Source organism: Streptomyces sp. NPDC126503, assembly GCF_040302405.1.
Classification (GTDB): Bacteria; Actinomycetota; Actinomycetes; order Streptomycetales; family Streptomycetaceae; genus Streptomyces; species Streptomyces gulbargensis.
Map to the genome: position 1 here is coordinate 1 of NZ_JBEORS010000035.1, position 15,636 is coordinate 15,636.

18 protein-coding genes are annotated in these 15,636 nt (G+C 71.4%); 10 read left to right on the forward strand and 8 right to left on the reverse strand.

Annotation, left to right across the window (positions count from 1 at the left end):
- Window positions 1-164: 164 nt before the first annotated feature.
- The 3 genes from ABTY40_RS28955 to ABTY40_RS28965 are packed head-to-tail and all read right to left on the reverse strand — an operon-like array spanning window position 165 to window position 1,896.
- A complete protein-coding gene (locus ABTY40_RS28955; protein WP_502990701.1) occupies window positions 165-749 on the reverse strand; it encodes an HAD family hydrolase in 585 nt (194 codons plus the stop codon).
- Window positions 750-790: 41 nt separating this feature from the next.
- The gene (locus ABTY40_RS28960) at window positions 791-1,036 is read right to left on the reverse strand and encodes a DUF397 domain-containing protein (protein ID WP_352062221.1); all 246 of its coding nucleotides are present in this window, start codon (window positions 1,034-1,036) and stop codon (window positions 791-793) included.
- On the reverse strand, window positions 1,033-1,896 hold the full coding sequence (locus tag ABTY40_RS28965; protein ID WP_352062222.1) for a helix-turn-helix domain-containing protein: 864 nt from the start codon (window positions 1,894-1,896) through the stop codon (window positions 1,033-1,035). The genes ABTY40_RS28960 and ABTY40_RS28965 overlap by 4 nt, the downstream gene beginning before the upstream one ends.
- 91 nt (window positions 1,897-1,987) lie before the next feature.
- Between ABTY40_RS28965 and ABTY40_RS28970 the strand changes: the two genes are divergently transcribed.
- A complete protein-coding gene (locus ABTY40_RS28970; protein ID WP_352062223.1) occupies window positions 1,988-2,446 on the forward strand; it encodes an ATP-binding protein in 459 nt (152 codons plus the stop codon).
- A gap of 17 nt (window positions 2,447-2,463) precedes the next feature.
- Here ABTY40_RS28970 and ABTY40_RS28975 read toward each other — a convergent pair whose 3' ends face one another.
- Window positions 2,464-4,686 carry an FG-GAP repeat domain-containing protein gene (locus ABTY40_RS28975; RefSeq protein ID WP_352062224.1) on the reverse strand — a complete coding sequence of 741 codons (2,223 nt, stop codon included), beginning with the start codon at window positions 4,684-4,686 and terminating at the stop codon, window positions 2,464-2,466.
- 146 nt (window positions 4,687-4,832) lie between these two features.
- A complete protein-coding gene (locus tag ABTY40_RS28980) occupies window positions 4,833-5,348 on the reverse strand; it encodes a mycothiol transferase (protein ID WP_352062225.1) in 516 nt (171 codons plus the stop codon).
- 255 nt (window positions 5,349-5,603) lie between these two features.
- Here ABTY40_RS28980 and ABTY40_RS28985 point away from each other — a divergent pair, with 255 nt between their 5' ends.
- Window positions 5,604-6,449 carry a M23 family metallopeptidase gene (locus ABTY40_RS28985; protein ID WP_352062226.1) on the forward strand — a complete coding sequence of 282 codons (846 nt, stop codon included), beginning with the start codon at window positions 5,604-5,606 and terminating at the stop codon, window positions 6,447-6,449.
- A gap of 129 nt (window positions 6,450-6,578) precedes the next feature.
- Here ABTY40_RS28985 and ABTY40_RS28990 read toward each other — a convergent pair whose 3' ends face one another.
- Complete coding sequence (locus ABTY40_RS28990; protein ID WP_030208785.1) at window positions 6,579-6,782, reverse strand: cold-shock protein; 204 nt, start codon at window positions 6,780-6,782, stop codon at window positions 6,579-6,581.
- Between the two features lie 283 nt (window positions 6,783-7,065).
- Between ABTY40_RS28990 and ABTY40_RS28995 the strand changes: the two genes are divergently transcribed.
- From ABTY40_RS28995 to ABTY40_RS29020, 6 genes are all read left to right on the forward strand, one after another.
- Entirely contained in the window at window positions 7,066-7,947 is an 882-nt protein-coding gene (locus ABTY40_RS28995; protein ID WP_345278641.1) for a menaquinone biosynthetic enzyme MqnA/MqnD family protein, read from the forward strand.
- A 436-nt stretch (window positions 7,948-8,383) separates the two neighbouring features.
- The gene (gene mqnC, locus ABTY40_RS29000) at window positions 8,384-9,583 is read left to right on the forward strand and encodes a cyclic dehypoxanthinyl futalosine synthase (protein ID WP_352062227.1); all 1,200 of its coding nucleotides are present in this window, start codon (window positions 8,384-8,386) and stop codon (window positions 9,581-9,583) included.
- Between the two features lie 6 nt (window positions 9,584-9,589).
- A complete protein-coding gene (locus ABTY40_RS29005) occupies window positions 9,590-10,189 on the forward strand; it encodes an imidazolonepropionase-like domain-containing protein (RefSeq protein ID WP_352062228.1) in 600 nt (199 codons plus the stop codon).
- Window positions 10,190-10,245: 56 nt separating this feature from the next.
- Window positions 10,246-10,947, forward strand: a complete 702-nt coding sequence (locus ABTY40_RS29010) for a demethylmenaquinone methyltransferase (protein ID WP_352062229.1) — start codon at window positions 10,246-10,248, stop codon at window positions 10,945-10,947.
- A gap of 94 nt (window positions 10,948-11,041) precedes the next feature.
- Window positions 11,042-11,665 (forward strand): hypothetical protein, encoded by a 624-nt coding sequence (locus ABTY40_RS29015; RefSeq protein ID WP_352062230.1) that lies wholly within the window; start codon window positions 11,042-11,044, stop codon window positions 11,663-11,665.
- Between the two features lie 80 nt (window positions 11,666-11,745).
- A complete protein-coding gene (locus tag ABTY40_RS29020) occupies window positions 11,746-13,032 on the forward strand; it encodes a geranylgeranyl reductase family protein (protein WP_352062231.1) in 1,287 nt (428 codons plus the stop codon).
- On the opposite strand, the gene ABTY40_RS29025 is transcribed toward ABTY40_RS29020, so the two are convergent.
- Complete coding sequence (locus ABTY40_RS29025; protein ID WP_352062232.1) at window positions 12,998-13,369, reverse strand: helix-turn-helix domain-containing protein; 372 nt, start codon at window positions 13,367-13,369, stop codon at window positions 12,998-13,000. The two genes, ABTY40_RS29020 and ABTY40_RS29025, sit on opposite strands and share 35 nt — an antisense overlap.
- Window positions 13,370-13,461: 92 nt before the next feature.
- Here ABTY40_RS29025 and ABTY40_RS29030 point away from each other — a divergent pair, with 92 nt between their 5' ends.
- Window positions 13,462-13,614 carry a hypothetical protein gene (locus tag ABTY40_RS29030; protein ID WP_352062233.1) on the forward strand — a complete coding sequence of 51 codons (153 nt, stop codon included), beginning with the start codon at window positions 13,462-13,464 and terminating at the stop codon, window positions 13,612-13,614.
- A gap of 70 nt (window positions 13,615-13,684) precedes the next feature.
- On the opposite strand, the gene ABTY40_RS29035 is transcribed toward ABTY40_RS29030, so the two are convergent.
- Window positions 13,685-14,608 (reverse strand): C40 family peptidase, encoded by a 924-nt coding sequence (locus ABTY40_RS29035; protein WP_352062234.1) that lies wholly within the window; start codon window positions 14,606-14,608, stop codon window positions 13,685-13,687.
- Window positions 14,609-15,267: 659 nt separating this feature from the next.
- Here ABTY40_RS29035 and ABTY40_RS29040 point away from each other — a divergent pair.
- On the forward strand, window positions 15,268-15,627 hold the full coding sequence (locus tag ABTY40_RS29040) for an NADH-quinone oxidoreductase subunit A (protein ID WP_345278632.1): 360 nt from the start codon (window positions 15,268-15,270) through the stop codon (window positions 15,625-15,627).
- Window positions 15,628-15,636 lie beyond the last annotated feature (9 nt).

The window sequence follows — 15,636 nt, forward strand, 5'->3', positions numbered from 1 at the left end:
CCGCCCTCCGAGAGTGTTCACGCGCCTGGAGCCGACGGGTCAAGGGTGGGCGCAGCCCATCGCGCAGCGACGCCGAAGGCGCCCTTGACGCGGCGGTGGAAGGCGCGACTCTCGGAGAGAGGGCGGCCGCGCCAGAAGCCCGCGAAGCCGTTCCGCCCCGGGGCCTACGGTTGCCCGACCAGCGCCAGGATGTGCGGGGCCGCCTCCGCCAGGGACGGGAAGTGGCGATGGGCGTCCGGGTGCGGGACCGGGGTGTTGACCGTCCACACCGTCATCCCCGCGTCGAGCCCCGAGCGCACCCCCGACGGAGCGTCCTCGATCACCAGACAGTCCGCCGGATCCGCGCCCAGCTTCTCGGCGGCGGTCAGGTACGGAACCGGCGACGGCTTTCCCTCCGCCACCGAGGCCGCGTCGATGATCAGCCCCGGCAGCGGCAGCCCCGTCCGCTCGAACCGGCCCCGTACCCGGTGCTCGTAATTCGACGTCACCAGCGCCCACCGGTCCGCCGGCAGCGCCCGCAGCAACGCGGCGGCCCCGTCGAAAGCCCCGTACGAACCCGTCCGTACGTCCTCGTCCTCCAGCGCGTGCAACAGAGCGAGACACTCCTCCGGGTCCGCCCCCGGTGCCACGGCGGCGAACGTCTCCACCGGCCGCGTCCGCAGCGCCACCGCGTACACCTCGTCCCCCTCCAGCCCATGACGCGCGGCCCAGGCGTGCCAGACGCGCCGCTGGTTCTCGACGGCGTCCATCAGCGTGCCGTCGACATCGAAGAGAACGAAGTTCTTGGAGGTCACACCCCGGATGCTACGGCCAGGAACGCGGACCAGGAGGCGGGCGAGACGGCGAGCTGGGGCCCCTCGGGGTTCTTCGAGTCCCGCACGTGCACGAGGGAGGGGTGAGCGGCGACCTCGACGCACTCGCCACCTTCACCGCCGCTGTAGCTGGACTTGCGCCAGTCGTAGGCGACCTCGATGCAGTTGCCGCCTTCGCTGCTGCTGTAGCTGCTCTTGAACCAAGCCAGATCCGCGGTGATCATCGTTCTCCCAGCAGTTTCTCGATCCATACCAGGGACTCCCGCTTGGTGAGTGCCTGCGACCGCAGGATCCCATATCGCTCGGAGAACATGCGGACCTCGTCCGGGTCGGTGATCAGTCGCGCGTGCCCGTAGATCTCTGTGTAAGCGACTTCGCGACCTCCCTTGGGAGTGAGGAGAGTGAAAGCGCCGTCGAGGTAAGGATGTTCCTCGCGGTCCTGAGGGAGAATCTGCAGCTCCACGGTGCGTCTTTGGGCCACATCCAGGATGCGTCGAAGCTGTTCCCGGTGGACTTCCCTGCCGCCGAAGGGCCGCAGCAGGACGGCCGCTTCGAGTACGAAGCTGATGGTCGGGACCGGCCACCGGTCGAAGATCAGTTGACGCGACATCCGGTCGGCCACACGCTGGTCCACAGTGGCCTCGTCCAGCATGGGGCGGCGATGCTCGAAGAGGGAACGGGCATAGGCAGGCGTCTGCAAGACGCCCGGCACAGCCTGCACCTCGTAATAGTGACTCGCCACGGCCTTGGACTCCGCATCGGCGAAGTCCCGGAACCAACCCGGATGCCGCACCCTCGCCCGCGCCAGCGCCGCCCGCACGTCCGTCACCGCCGCCACCAGCACCCCGTCCGCGTCCAGCGCGGGATCCGCGCGGATCAGGAAGTCCGGTTGCGGGGTCCGTACGCCCCGTTCGATCGCGGAGACCAGGTCCTCACTGCAGTGCGTGGCGTCCGCCAGTTCCGCCTGGCTCATGCCCGCGTTCTTGCGGAGCACCTTGATGATTTTCCCGAGCGCACTGAACAGGTGCGCCGTACCGTCCACTTCGGAGGGCCGTTCCGGCCGCTCCTCCTCGTTGCCCGACATCCGTACCGCCTTCTTGGCGTACCCGTACAGTTACCCAGCGTCGTCGCGTCGCTGCTGGTCAGCGTACGGCCGGGCCAGCAGGCTCGGGGGCATGAAGTCGGAAACCACCACTCCAACCAGTGAGTTCACGCCCGTGTTCGCGCTCCGTCTGTCGGCCACGCGCCGGGGTGCGCGGCTGGCCCGTCTGCTCGCCGTGCAGCAGCTCCACGACTGGGGCGTGACCGGCCCGGCCGCCGAGGCGGTCGAGCTGGTCGTCGCCGAGCTGGCCGCCAACGCCGCCCTTCACGGGCGGGTGCGCGGCCGGGATTTCGAGGTGCGGATGGAGCGGGAGGAGCACCAGGTCCGGGTGGAGCTGTCGGATGCCCGGGGCGAGCGCCTGCCCTTACCGCGTACGGACCCGGAGCCCGGCGAGGGCGGCTACGGGCTGCTGCTCGTGGCCGCCCTCGCGAGCGCGTGGGGCATGAAGGACCGGTGTGTCGGCAAGACGGTCTGGGCGACCGTGCCGCTCACCGGTCGGAACTTGGCCGTGCCTCCTTCGCCGGGTGCCTGAGGCTCCCGGGAGGGGGGTCAGACGACCGGGTTGAACGGGGTCGTCGTCGCCGGGTGGATGGTGCTGGTCACGCGCGGGCCGAAGGGGGCCGTGGCGTTGCCGGTGCCGGGGTAGACGTAGGAGCCGCCGGGGCCGTACGCGTAGAGGTCATTGCGGCCGTCGCGGTTGGCGTCGCCCAGGCCGACGAGGTGGGTGAACGCGCCCCAGCCGGCGCCCAGGCGGACGCGGGGCGCGAAACCGCCGTTGCCGTTGCCCGGGTAGAACCAGAGGACGCCGGAGGTGTCGCGGGCGAGGAGGTCGCCGGAGACGGTGCCGCCGAGGTCGCCGGTGGCGGTGAGCTGGTTGTAGATGCCGAAGCCGGTGCCGATGCGGACGCGCGGGGCGAAGGGCGCGGACCAGCTCCCGGTGCCCTTGTAGAGCCACAGGCCGCCGGTGGTGTCGGTGGCGAGCATGTCGGCCTTGCCGTCGGAGTTCAGGTCGCTGCCGCCGGTGAGCTTGTCGTACGCGTTCCAGCCGGCGCCGAGCCGTACGCGGGAGGCGAAGGTGCCGTCGCCCTTGCCCAGGTAGAGCCAGAGGACGCCGGAGGCGTCACGGGCGACGAGGTCGGCGGCGGAGGCGCCGCCGATGTTGCCGACGTTCTCGATCCGGTTGTAGATGCCCCAGCCGGTGCCGGCGAGCTTGCGGCCGGTCGACCAGTAGGTGTTGCTCCAGTCGGTGCGGACCTCGTCCTTCCACAGGCGGCCGGAGGCGTCGAGGGCCAGCAGGTCGGGGGTGCCGTTGTCGTCGTAGTCGTGGAGGGCGGCCTTGCGGACGACCTTGAAGGTGCCGGTCTTCCGCAGGTCCGGTCCGATGCCGTTGAGGGGCTTGGCGACGACCTCCCAGACGTAGTCGCCGTTGGGGGCGATGTCGATGCCGAGGGTGCCCGGCCAGTCCAGCCGGAAGTGGTCCATGCGCTCGCCGGACGTCTGCGTGGTCTTGCCGGTGCGGACGTGGCGCAGGGTGATGGTCGTGGCCGCGTTGGACCGGGTGAGGGTCCAGCTCAGCGGGACGGGGCCGTTCTGGTCGAGGTCGACGACGGGCGGGACGGTGTGGGCGGCGAGCCCGACGGCGGTCGGCACGCCGATGCCGACGATCAGGGTGGCGGTGGGCCTGCCGTCCTCACCGGTGGCGATCCGGTAGAAGCCCTCGCCCCGGTCGGTGGTGCCGCCCCGGACGAGGAGGGAGCCGTCGGGGTGGAGGGCGGTGCTGCGGACGTGGTCCAGGAGCCTGACCGTCTCGCCGGACGTGACGTGGCGGGCGGTGAGCGCGTGGAGCGGCGAGGGGGTGAGAGCGGTGCCGCCGCCGGTCTGGGAGGTGAGGGTCCAGTCGCCGGTGAGGTGGGTGCTCTGGGCGTCGGTGCCCTGGCCCAGCGGGGTGGTGACGGCGGGCTGCTCCGGCCCGCGCGGGGAGGTGGCGAGCTGGAGGGTGCCGTCGGTGGACCGCTCGGTCCACGCCCAGTGGCCGGCGGTGAGGGAGGCGGACGGGACGGTCTGTCCGGGCGTCGCCGTGCGCCGCTCGACGAACTTGCCGGTGGTGAGGTTCAGGGCGGCCAGGTGGTACTGGGAGTCGATCCGGTACGTGACGAGCGCCAGGTCCGGGACGGAGGTGCCGGTCACCCGGGTCACGCGCGCGTTGCCGGGGATCTCGGTCACCCGCACGGAGGTGGAGGACGAGGCGTTCGGGTGCTGCATGAGCACGACCACGTCCAGGACGTCCTGGTCGTTGATGTAGCCCATGACGAGCTTGCGGCCGACGATGCCGTAGGGGCGGTGGCGCGGGTCGCCGTAGGAGAGGCCCGTCGAGATGCCGCCGGAGTCCCCGGCCATGTTCTGGAACCAGTAGGTGGACTGGGTCTCGTTGCGGCGGACGACGAGATCGGCCATCTCGCTGCCGAAGTACTCGACGCCGCGTGCCGGCAGGAGCTGCGTCGCGCCGTCGGCGTACGAGGTCCAGCGGTGCTCGGTGCCGTTGACGGTGGGGGTGCGGGTCAGGAAGCCGCTGGGGCCCGCGCTGATGAGGTACGCGGCGGCCGGGACGGCGGCGAGCGGCGCGTCGGCCGTGGCGGTGGGTGCGGCGGAGAGGGAGGCCGGGGCCTGCGGGGCGGCCATCGCGCCGGGGCTCCCGACCAGGGCGCCCGTCGTGACGGCCAGGACGGCGGTGACGGCGGCGGTGAGCCGACGGGCGGAAGAAAGGTGCTGCACGGTGTGAATCCCCCCAAAGGAATCAGGCGTGGCTGTGGCCACACCTGTTCGACTCCTGGCGGGGGCGGGGGGTTGTACCGGAACCGGTTCCGGAGGAGGAACGGCCGTGGCGGGCCGCTCAGTTCGGGCCGGACCACGCGGTCGGTTCAGGCCATGCCGCCCCGCTCCACCACGCCCCGCACGTACCCCGCCTGCCCCGCGTGCTGAAGGTCCTCGGCGAGCACCGAGACCAGGCGCACGCCGAGGGTCACCGGCGGGTCCCAGGCGGTGTCGACGACGCGGTCCAGGTCGGTGTTCTTCACCGGGCGCAGCAGTTCCTCCGTACGGGCGTGCACGGCGTCGTGGTAGCCGAGCAGCAGCTCGGCGGGGGCGCGCACCTTCGCGACCTGGGCGCTGGTGTGGCCGTATCCGGTCTCCCCCTTCGGGAAGGGCAGGCCGAACCGGTCGCGCCAGCCGTCCGTGTCCCACAGCTGCCCGGTGCCGAAGGCCCCCGCGAGGTGGTCGTCCTGGATGCGGGTGAGGTGCCAGACGAGCCAGGCGATCGAGTTCGCCCGGGGGTCGATCCGTACGGCGAGCTCCTCGTCCGTGAGGCCCTCCACGGCCTCGTGGACGGCCTCCCTGACCCGTCCGAACGAGTCCAGCAGCAGACCGGCGGTGTTCATGGGAGCTCCTCTCGGCGACCCGCCCGGGCGGCCCGGGGGGTTCCACCGTCGCACCCGAGGCGGGCGGCGGCAGGTCGGACCCGCGGACCTCTCGCCCGAACCGGTGCCCGGACCATGTGTCCGGCGTACGTCATCCGGCCGTCCCGTATGTGCCGCACGCGGTCTACTGCGCGTCGCGGTCTTCCGGCACCCTGTGGTCGTTCGTTCTCGTCCCACGCGCGTCGACACCCCTGCACCGTCTCCCCCGGAGGACGCATGCGTTCCCTGCGTACGGTACGGATCTCCCTCTTCGGCAGTCTGCTCGCGCTGGTCGCGGGCCTCCTCACCGCCCTCACCCTCAGCAGTCCCGCGCACGCGGCGCCCCTCTTCAAGGCCCCGTTCCCCTGCGGCCAGAAATGGACGTACAGCCATCACTCGGCCGAGGTCCGCCAGGCCCTCGACTTCGTCCGCTCCGACGGCGGTACGACGGCCGGCACGCCGGTCCTCGCCTCGGCCTCCGGCACCGCCTACCGGTACTCGCAGCCGTCCGGCGCCGGGAACTACATCGTGGTCGACCACGGCGGTGGCTGGAAGACGTACTACTTCCACCTCAACGCCTACTCGGTCGCCCACGGCGCCGCCGTCTCCCAGGGCCAGCAGATCGGCACCACGGGCTCCACGGGCAACAGCTCCGGCGCCCACATCCACTACGAGCAGCTCTACAACGGGGTCGGCCAGACCATCGTGATCAACGGCGCCTCCCTCGCGCCGTACCCCGGCTCGTACGGCTCCAAGCACCTGACCAGCGACAACGGCTGCTCCGGCGGGGGCGGCAAGTTCTGGGTGGACACCTTCGCCAACGCCACGGGCTACGCGCAGGCGAACACGAACGACGCGCAGGGCCTGCTGTACGCGGGCACGAACTACGTCTACTGCAAGGTGTGGGGCCAGGAGATCCGGGACGCGTCCGGCAACTACAACCACTGGTGGCTCAGGACCGACCTGGACACCGTGTACGCGGGGAAGAACGGCTACGGGGCGTACGTCTCGGCGTACTACCTGTCCCGCTGGGGCAACGACGAGGCCCGCGACAACAACGGGGCCGTGATCCCGAACTGCTGACCGCCGGCGGGCGTGCCCCGGCGCACGGCCCGGCCCGGAAAAGGGCAGGAGCCCCGCTCGTGCCGCGAGACACGGAGCGGGGCTCCTTGGGTACTGCTCTAGTCGTGCGCTGTCGCCGACCCGGGCACCTTAGGCCGGGGTGACGTTCTCCGCCTGCGGGCCCTTCGGGCCCTGCGTGACGTCGAAGGTCACGAGCTGGTTCTCCTCGAGCGAACGGAAGCCGTTCGCGTTGATCGCGGAGTAGTGGACGAAGACATCCGGGCCGCCGCCGTCCTGGGCGATGAAGCCGAAGCCCTTTTCAGCGTTGAACCACTTGACGGTTCCGGTAGCCATAAGCCCTCCTTGGGCCAAAGGGTTGCCCTGCTCCAGAACCTGCAAACAAGTCTGAAAACTACAAAAGCCTGCGGGTTACATGCTCCGCAGGCTTTGTACTGCAAGGGAAACCAAACTGCAACTTGCGTCGAGCCTAGCACGCAGGGCGCTTGTCGCGGTAGAGGGAAAGATCACGTCACTCGCATGTTTGAACCGCTCTCCGGCGCTGACGCGCGTGCCGCCCCGCCGGCAGGCGCCGCCCCCCGAAGGTGTCCACCGTGCGAGACGGGTCTAGCCTCGCGATGTGGACAATGCAACCGACGACCACCAGCGCAGCCGGCCCCGCGTCGGACACATCCAGTTCCTGAACTGCCTTCCCCTCTACTGGGGGCTCGCCAGAACCGGAACGCTCCTCGACCTCGAGCTCACCAAGGACACCCCGGAGAAGCTCAGCGAGCGGCTCGTCGCGGGCGACCTCGACATCGGCCCGATCACCCTCGTCGAATACCTCCGCAACGCCGGCGACCTGGTCGCCCTGCCGGACATCGCCGTCGGCTGCGACGGGCCCGTCATGTCCTGCGTGATCGTCTCCCAGCGCCCCCTGGCGGAGCTGGACGGCGCGCGTGTGGCCCTCGGTTCCACCTCCCGCACCTCCGTGCGCCTGGCGCAACTGCTGCTCGCCGAGCGGTACGGGGTCCGGCCCGACTACTACACCTGCCCGCCGGACCTCGGCCTGATGATGCAGGAGGCCGAGGCCGCCGTCCTCATCGGTGACGCGGCCCTGCGGGCCTCCCTCCACGAGGCGCCCCGGCTCGGGCTCCAGGTGCACGACCTGGGGCTGATGTGGAAGGAGTGGACGGGGCTGCCCTTCGTCTTCGCCGTCTGGGCGGCGCGCAAGGACTACCTGGCGCGCGAGCCGGAGACCGTCCACGAGGTGCACCAGGCCTTCCTGGCCTCCCGTGACCTCTCCCTCGAAGAGGTCACCAAGGTGGCCGAGCAGGCCGCGCGCTGGGAGGCGTTCGACGCGGGCCTGCTGGAGCGCTACTTCCGGACGCTCGACTTCCGTTTCGGCGCCGAGCAGCTCGCGGGGGTGCGGGAGTTCGCCCGCCGGACGGGTCCCACGACCGGGTTCCCGGCCGACGTGCCGATCGACCTGCTGGCACCGGCGGGCCGCCGGGCGGTCTGAACGCGTCCGGAAATGCGCCGGGACGGAATGCGGCGCATTTCCCCGGCGCGCGGAGAATCGGCTCCGCCGGAGGGGAAGAGGAATCGATTCTTCCGCTCGATTCCCGGGGCGGGTCGGGAGAATCCCCGGGGCGGCCCCGAAGGGTCTGTCCGGATGTTCCCCCGATGTCGCCGGACGCCCTCCGGGATGTCCCTCCGGGCCGGCCCGGAGAGATCCGGGAACGGTCCGGGAACGGGTCGGGGAATCATCGGGCCGGCGGCCCCGCCGCCCCGCCCCGTCAATTGTCCGTTCACCGGCAATTCGTTTTCTCTCCCGGCCGCCGGACCGCACCGCGCCCCCCGCGCCCCGGCCCGCCGCGCCACCCGCCCGAGGGCGTGCGGACCGCTGGCGTAGGCTGGCTTGGTCCGTCGATACGCCTCCGAAAGGGACACGCCCGGTGACCGAGAAGGCCGAACTCCAGTCTGTTCTCGACCGCGCCGCCGCGGGTGGCCGGATCACCCCCGAGGAGGCGCTCGACCTGTACCGCTCGGCGCCCCTGCACGCCCTCGGCGCCGCCGCCGACGCCGCGCGCCGCCGCCGCTACGCCGGGACCGAGCACATCGCGACGTACATCATCGAGCGGAACATCAACTACACCAACGTCTGTGTGACGGCCTGCAAGTTCTGCGCCTTCTACGCCCCGCCGAAGGACACGGCCAAGGGCTGGACCCGCGACCTCGACGACATCCTGCGCCGCTGCGCGGAGACCGTCGAGCTCGGCGGCACGCAGATCATGTTCCAGGGCGGCCACCACCCGGACTACGGCGTCGAGTACTACGAGAAGCACTTCGCCGCCATCAAGAAGGACTTCCCGCAGCTGGTCATCCACTCCCTCGGCGCCTCCGAGGTCGAGCACATGGCCCGCATCTCCGGTGTCTCCGTCGAGGAGGCCATCACCCGCATCCACGCCGCCGGCCTGGACTCCTTCGCCGGTGCCGGCGCCGAGCTGCTGCCCGAGCGCCCGCGCAAGGCCATCGCCCCCCTCAAGGAGAGCGGCGAGCGCTGGCTGGAGATCATGGAGATCGCCCACAAGCTGGGCGTCGAGTCCACCTCCACCATGCTCATGGGCACCGGCGAGACCAACGCCGAGCGGATCGAGCACCTGCGGATGATCCGCGACGTGCAGGACCGGACGGGCGGCTTCCGCGCCTTCATCCCCTACACGTACCAGCCCGAGAACAACCACCTGAAGGGCCGCACCCAGGCCACCCTCTTCGAGTACCTGCGGATGATCGCGATCGCCCGCCTCTTCCTCGACAACGTGGCCCACATCCAGGGCTCGTGGCTGACCACCGGCAAGGAGGTCGGCCAGCTCTCCCTGCACTACGGCGCCGACGACCTCGGCTCGATCATGCTGGAGGAGAACGTGGTCTCCTCCGCCGGTGCCAAGCACCGCTCCAACCGCCTGGAGATCATCGACCTCATCCGCAAGGCCGGCCGCGTCCCGGCGCAGCGCGCCACCACGTACGAGCACCTCGTCGTCCACGACGACCCGGCGAACGACCCGGTCGACGACCGCGTCGTCTCCCACATCTCCTCCACCGCGATCGAGGGCGGCACGGCACACCCCGAGCTGAAGCTGCTCGACGCCCGCTGAACGCCGGTGCTGACGATCCACGTCGCCGAGGCGACGCCCGGGGCCGCCGTCCTGGTCGACGGCGCGCGCGTCGCCGCCGTCGGCCCGTACGAGGAGCTGGCCGCCGCCCACCCCCGGGCGCGCACGCGCCGGTGGCCGGGCATCCTCACACCCGGCCTGCTCAACCCGTACGGGCCCGAACTGCTGGAGCAGACCTACCACCCGGATCCCCGGGAGGCCGCGACCCTCGGCACCGAACCGCTCACCGGAGAGCGGGCGCGGGCCGTCTTCCGCGCCGACCCCGCACGGCGGGGCGCCTCGGCGCGGCGCGGGGTGCAGCGGCTCCTCGCGCACGGGACGGTGGCCGTGGCCGGCGAGCTGCGCGACCGGGCCGTGCTCGACGCGGTGCGCCGGGCGGGGCTCGCCGCCGGCCACCGCCCCCAGGCCCTGCCGGGCCCTCCGTCGCTCTCCCCGGTGCCGCTCGTCCTGCTGCCCCGGCTCGTGGCCGGTGGCGTCGCGCGGTTCGCCGTCTTCGACGTCCCTGACACGGCGGCCCTCGTACGCCGGGGTGCCGGCACCTGCGTGGCCACGGTCATCGACGGCCGCCTGGTCTTCCGCCGCCGGTAGGGACGCGGCGGGGGCGGTCCCGGGCACGGGGGAGGGCGGCTGCCACAATGGGAGGCGTGACCCGCGCATCCCTGGACAAGCAGCCGCACGAAGTCGCCTCGATGTTCGACGACGTGGCGGCGAACTACGACCTGACCAACGACGTCCTCTCGCTCGGCCAGGACCGCCGCTGGCGCAAGGAGGTCGCGAAGGCGGTCGACGCCCGCCCGGCGCAGAAGGTCCTCGACCTGGCCGCCGGCACGGCCACCTCCTCCCAGCCCTTCGTGCAGGCGGGGGCGTACGTCGTGCCCTGCGACTTCTCCCTCGGAATGCTCCGGGTCGGCAAGGAGCGCCACCCCTGGATGCCCTTCACGGCGGGCGACGGCATGAAGCTGCCGTTCCGCGACGACGTCTTCGACGCGGTCACCATCTCCTTCGGCCTGCGCAACATCCAGGACACCGAGCGGGCGCTGAGTGAGCTGTACCGGGTGACGAAGCCCGGCGGCCGGGTCGTCATCTGCGAGTTCTCCCACCCCACCTGGGCGCCCTTCCGCACGGTGTACGAGGAGTACCTGATGCGCGCCCTGCCGCCGGTGGCCCGCGCGGTCTCCTCCAACCCCGACGCCTACGTGTACCTCGCCGAGTCCATCCAGTCCTGGCCGGACCAGCCGGCCCTCGCCTCCCTCCTGCAGAAGGCCGGCTGGTCGAAGGTGGCCTGGCGGAACCTCACGGGCGGCATCGTCGCCCTGCACCGGGGCTTCAAGCCCGCCGCGGCGTAGCACCGCCGCGGGCACGGTGCGACCCCCGCGCCGCGTACGGGCCTGAGTACCCGCGCCCATGCGGCGCGGGGCTCCGGCGGCCGAGGATCGGCCCATGAGACCGCTGCTCCCGTCCCGTCCCTTCCCCCGCCGGCCCGCTCTGCCCCGGCTGCCCCGCGGCCTCCGGCGCGCTCTCACCGGCCTCGTCGCCGCGGGCCTCGCCGTGGGCGGGCTCGCCGTGTGGTTCGGGGCGCCCTACCCCGCCGCCGACCCGGAGGCCTCCGCGGCCCGGCTCAAGGCCGAGGCCGGGCGCGTCCTGGAGGAGGCGCGGCTGCCGCCCGGCACAGGGCCCGTGCACAACGGGGTGGAGACCGGCACGTGTTACTACCGTGGCCTGCGTTCCCTCGCCCACATCGACCAGGGCCGCCCCGACGTCCGGAGCTTCGAACTGTCCTGGCGGGTGACGGGCGTCCCGGAGAAAACGGCCGCCGATGCCCAGGAACGCACCCGCCGGCGGCTCACGGCGGCCGGCTGGACGCGGGTCTCGGAGAGCGGCGACGACCGGGGGTTCCGCTTCGAGCACCCGGACTCGGGCGAGAAGGTGGACGTCGGCTGGTGGGAGCCGACGGGGACGTACGCCGTGAGCGTGTACGCGCCGTGCGGCCGGCTCCCCGAGGGCTTCGACCCGTACCACTGGACGTCGGCGGAGTGGTTCCCCGGGGCGGCGGACCGGCACTGACCGGAACCCTCCGGTGCCGCCGGGACGGGTCCCCATAGACTGCGACACATCCTCATCGCCGAACCCTGGGAGACTCCGCCGTGACCGAGAAGCCCCTCTCCGAGCACAGCGCAGACGTCATCGTCGTCGGGGCGGGCCCGGCCGGCTCCACCACCGCGTACTACCTCGCGAAGGCCGGGCTCGACGTCCTGCTCCTGGAGAAGACGGCCTTCCCCCGCGAGAAGGTGTGCGGCGACGGCCTCACCCCGCGTGCCACCAAGCAGCTCGTCGCCATGGGCATCGACATCTCCGAAGAGGCCGGCTGGCTGCGGAACAAGGGCCTGCGGATCATCGGCGGAGGCGTACGGCTCCAGCTGGACTGGCCGGACCTCGCCTCGTACCCGGACTACGGACTGGTCCGCAAGCGGGACGACTTCGACGAGATGCTGGCCCGTCAGGCGCAGAAGGCCGGGGCCCGGCTGTACGAGCGCTGCAACGTGCAGGGGCCCGTGACCGACGACCGTACGGGCCGGATCACCGGGGTCCGGGCCAAGCTCGGCGAGGAGAAGCGCGAGGTCACCTTCCACGCCCCGCTGGTCGTCGCCGCCGACGGCAACTCCACCCGGCTCTCCCTGGCGATGGGGCTGCACCGGCGCGAGGACCGGCCGATGGGCGTGGCCGTGCGGACGTACTTCACGACCCCCCGCCACCAGGACGACTACCTGGAGTCCTGGCTGGAGCTGTGGGACCGGCGCGGCCCGCAGGACCGGCTGCTGCCCGGCTACGGCTGGATCTTCGGCATGGGCGACGGCACCTCCAACGTGGGCCTCGGCATCCTGGACTCCTCCTCCGCGTTCCGCGAGCTGGACTGGCGCGAGGTGCTGAAGGCCTGGTGCGCCTCGATGCCGGAGGACTGGGGCTTCACCCCGGAGAACATGACGACGCCGATCCGCGGCGCGGCCCTGCCGATGGCCTTCAACCGGCAGCCGCACTACACCAAGGGTCTGCTGCTGGTGGGTGACGCGGGCGGCCTGGTCAACCCGTTCAACGGCGAGGGCATCGCCTACGCGATGGAGTCCGGGCAGATCGCCGCCGACGTCATCGTCCAGGCGCACGCCCGCGCCACCCCGGAGCAGCGCGAGCTGGCGCTGCGGAACTACCCGCGCATCCTGAAGGACACCTACGGCGGCTACTACACGCTGGGCCGCGCGTTCGTGAAGCTCATCGGCAACCCGAAGGTCATGAAGATCGCGGCGCAGCGCGGTCTGACCCACCCGGTCCTGATGAAGTTCACCCTGAAGATGCTGGCGAACCTCACCGACCCGACGGGCGGCGACGCCATGGACCGGATCATCAACGGCCTGTCGAAGGTGGCGCCGAAGGCGTGACCGCACGCCGGTAGGCGGTCGGGGAGAGGCCCAGGGCGCGGGTGAAGTGGCGGCGCAGGTTCGCCGCCGTGCCCAGTCCGCTGTGCCCGCCGACCCGTTCCACCGGCAGGCCGGTCGACTCCAGGAGCATCTGGGCCCGGGCGCCCCGCTGCTGCAGCAGCCACTGCAGCGGCGTGGTGCCATGGGTCTCGCGGACGCGGCGGTGGAAGGTGCGGGGGCTCATGTGGGCCCGGCGGGCCAGGTCGTCGACGGTCAGCGGCTCGCGCAGGTGCTCCTGGGCCCACTGGAGCGCGGGGCCGAGGAGGTCCCGCCCGCCCGGGGGCAGCGGGGCCTCCACGAACTGGGGCCCGGCGCCCGGCCGGGGGCGGGGACCACCAGGCGCTGGGCGAGGGCGCCCGCGACCGTGGCGCCGAGGTCCTTGCGCACGAGATGCAGGCACAGGTCGAGGCCGGCGGCGGCTCCCGCGCTGGTGAGCACGGTGTCCTCGTCGGCCTGCACCTGGAGCTGATGCGGGAGGCGGTGGCGGCCGGGCACGGCGGTGACAGTTACGCGCGGATCGTCGAGGCGTTCCGCGCCGCGTAGGGCCGCCCCGGACACGGCGAAGGGCCGTCGCTCCCCCGAGGAGTGACGGCCCTTCGGCACGGGCGTGGGATCAGAGGATCCGCACGGCGCCCGACGGCGGGTCCCAGTCGAGCGAGCGCTCGACCACGCCGGTGGAGGAGTTCTGCGCGCCGACGTACATGCCGCCGCCGACGTAGACGGCCACGTGGTACGAGCCGCTGCGGCTGCCCCAGTAGAGGATGTCGCCCGGCTGCAGGTCGCTCAGGGACACCGAGGTGCCCATGCTCGACTGCTGGTACGAGATGCGCGGCAGGTCGATGCCGGCGGCGCGGTAGGCGGCCTGGACGAGGCCGGAGCAGTCCCAGGAGTTGGGGCCGGTGCCGCCGGAGACGTAGGCGTCTCCGACCTGGGCGCGCGCGAAGGAGACGATCGCGGCGGCGGAGCCGGAGGCGGGGGCCTGCGTGGTCTCCTCCTCCGAGGCGGAGGTTCCGCTGTCGGAGCCGTCGGACCGGGAGGTCGTGGACCGGGACGACTCCGAGGAACCGTCGTCGTCCGAGGTGCTCGCGGAGGTGGTGGCGAGCTGGGCGCGGGCCTCGGCGCGGGCGGCACGCTCGGCGGCCTCGGCGCGCTCGCGTTCGGCCTTCGCCTCGGCCTCGGCGCGGGCCTTCTCGGCGCGCTCGGCGGCGGCCTTGCGGTCGGCCTCCGCCTTGGCCTTCTTGGCCTCCTGGGCGGCCTTCTGCAGGGCCGCGTTCTCCTGGGCCATGAGGCTCTGGTCGAGGGCCTCCTGCTGGGACGCCTCGGCCGAGGCGGAGACGGCGCTCGCCAGGTCGGTGCCGAGCGAGCCCAGCGTGGGCATCTCGATGGTCTCGGTCACCGGCTCGGCATGCGCCGGTCCGGCAGCACCGGCCACCGCGATGGTGCTGAGGACGCCACCGGCAACTCCGGCGCGGAGCGCCAGCTTGGAGGCGCTGCGGCGGGGCTTCCGGTGGCTGGGTATGTGAGCGGTGTGGGACATGGGTACAACCGCTATCAGGGCTTCACGGTTCCCTTCAAGAAACGTGGGTTGCGCCACAGTTGTGCTCGGAAGGGGCGAATCCGCTTGGCTTGCGCCCTTATTGACGCCGTAACGGGCAAACCGGACAGGGGTGCTCACTGCCGTTGATCACGGGTTTTCAATGAAACGCCCGAATTGCCCCTCGCTTACCACCTCTTCACACCGATGGCCAAGCCCTTCTGTTTCCAGCCACCCTCCACCGTGACACAGGTCACACGCGGTCTCGTGAATGCGCGCACACGTCCACCTCCGTACGCGCAGCCCCCCGACCGGGCGACCGACGGCTCACATATCACCCACGGGTGTCCATGACCAATTTGCTTGTACGTCCCAACTCTTGATAGAGGCAGACCCCTCCTGAGCTGCTCTTTCCGGTCCGGATGTCACGAGTGGTAGTCACTTGGGCGCTTCGCGTGACAAGATCACCGCTGATCCGACTTCATGATCGTTCGACCGGTGGTGGAGATCACAAAACCGTTGCTGCACCCCGTGTCGCAGATCACAGAAGCGCAGGCATAAGATGCGGGCGTCGGGCTTGTGAACTGCCTCACATGGGGGCGATCTTTCAAGAGCCGACGGTGCGGTCCAACGGTCAAGGACGACTGGAAGGAGCGAGGAGCGTGAATGCGTACGCGCCCGTCCTCGTGCTCGGTGCCCTGGGTGCGGGGTTTGCGATCTTCTCCGTGGTCATGGCCACGCTGATCGGGCCAAAGCGGTACAACAGGGCAAAACTTGAGGCATACGAGTGCGGCATCGAACCGACGCCCACTCCCGCCGGCGGCGGTCGCTTCCCGATCAAGTACTACCTGACGGCGATGCTCTTCATCGTCTTCGACATCGAGATCGTCTTCCTCTACCCCTGGGCCGTCAGCTTCGACGCCCTGGGGCTTTTCGGGCTCGTGGAGATGCTGCTCTTCGTGCTCACCGTCTTCGTCGCCTACGCCTACGTGTGGCGGCGCGGCGGCCTGGAATGGGACTGAGGGGCTGAG

Excerpts from the sequence above, each read along its gene's own strand:
- ABTY40_RS28955 (WP_502990701.1), bottom strand. The coding sequence starts at position 749 with ATGGACGCCGTCGAGAACCAGCGGCGCGTCTGGCACGCCTGGGCCGCG.
- ABTY40_RS28970 (WP_352062223.1), top strand. The coding sequence starts at position 1,988 with ATGAAGTCGGAAACCACCACTCCAACCAGTGAGTTCACGCCCGTGTTC.
- ABTY40_RS29035 (WP_352062234.1), bottom strand. The coding sequence starts at position 14,608 with ATGTCCCACACCGCTCACATACCCAGCCACCGGAAGCCCCGCCGCAGC.
- ABTY40_RS28965 (WP_352062222.1), bottom strand. The coding sequence starts at position 1,896 with ATGTCGGGCAACGAGGAGGAGCGGCCGGAACGGCCCTCCGAAGTGGAC.
- ABTY40_RS28960 (WP_352062221.1), bottom strand. The coding sequence starts at position 1,036 with ATGATCACCGCGGATCTGGCTTGGTTCAAGAGCAGCTACAGCAGCAGC.
- ABTY40_RS28985 (WP_352062226.1), top strand. The coding sequence starts at position 5,604 with ATGCGTTCCCTGCGTACGGTACGGATCTCCCTCTTCGGCAGTCTGCTC.
- ABTY40_RS29030 (WP_352062233.1), top strand. The coding sequence starts at position 13,462 with ATGCAGGCACAGGTCGAGGCCGGCGGCGGCTCCCGCGCTGGTGAGCAC.
- ABTY40_RS28990 (WP_030208785.1), bottom strand. The coding sequence starts at position 6,782 with ATGGCTACCGGAACCGTCAAGTGGTTCAACGCTGAAAAGGGCTTCGGC.
- ABTY40_RS28980 (WP_352062225.1), bottom strand. The coding sequence starts at position 5,348 with ATGAACACCGCCGGTCTGCTGCTGGACTCGTTCGGACGGGTCAGGGAG.
- ABTY40_RS29015 (WP_352062230.1), top strand. The coding sequence starts at position 11,042 with ATGAGACCGCTGCTCCCGTCCCGTCCCTTCCCCCGCCGGCCCGCTCTG.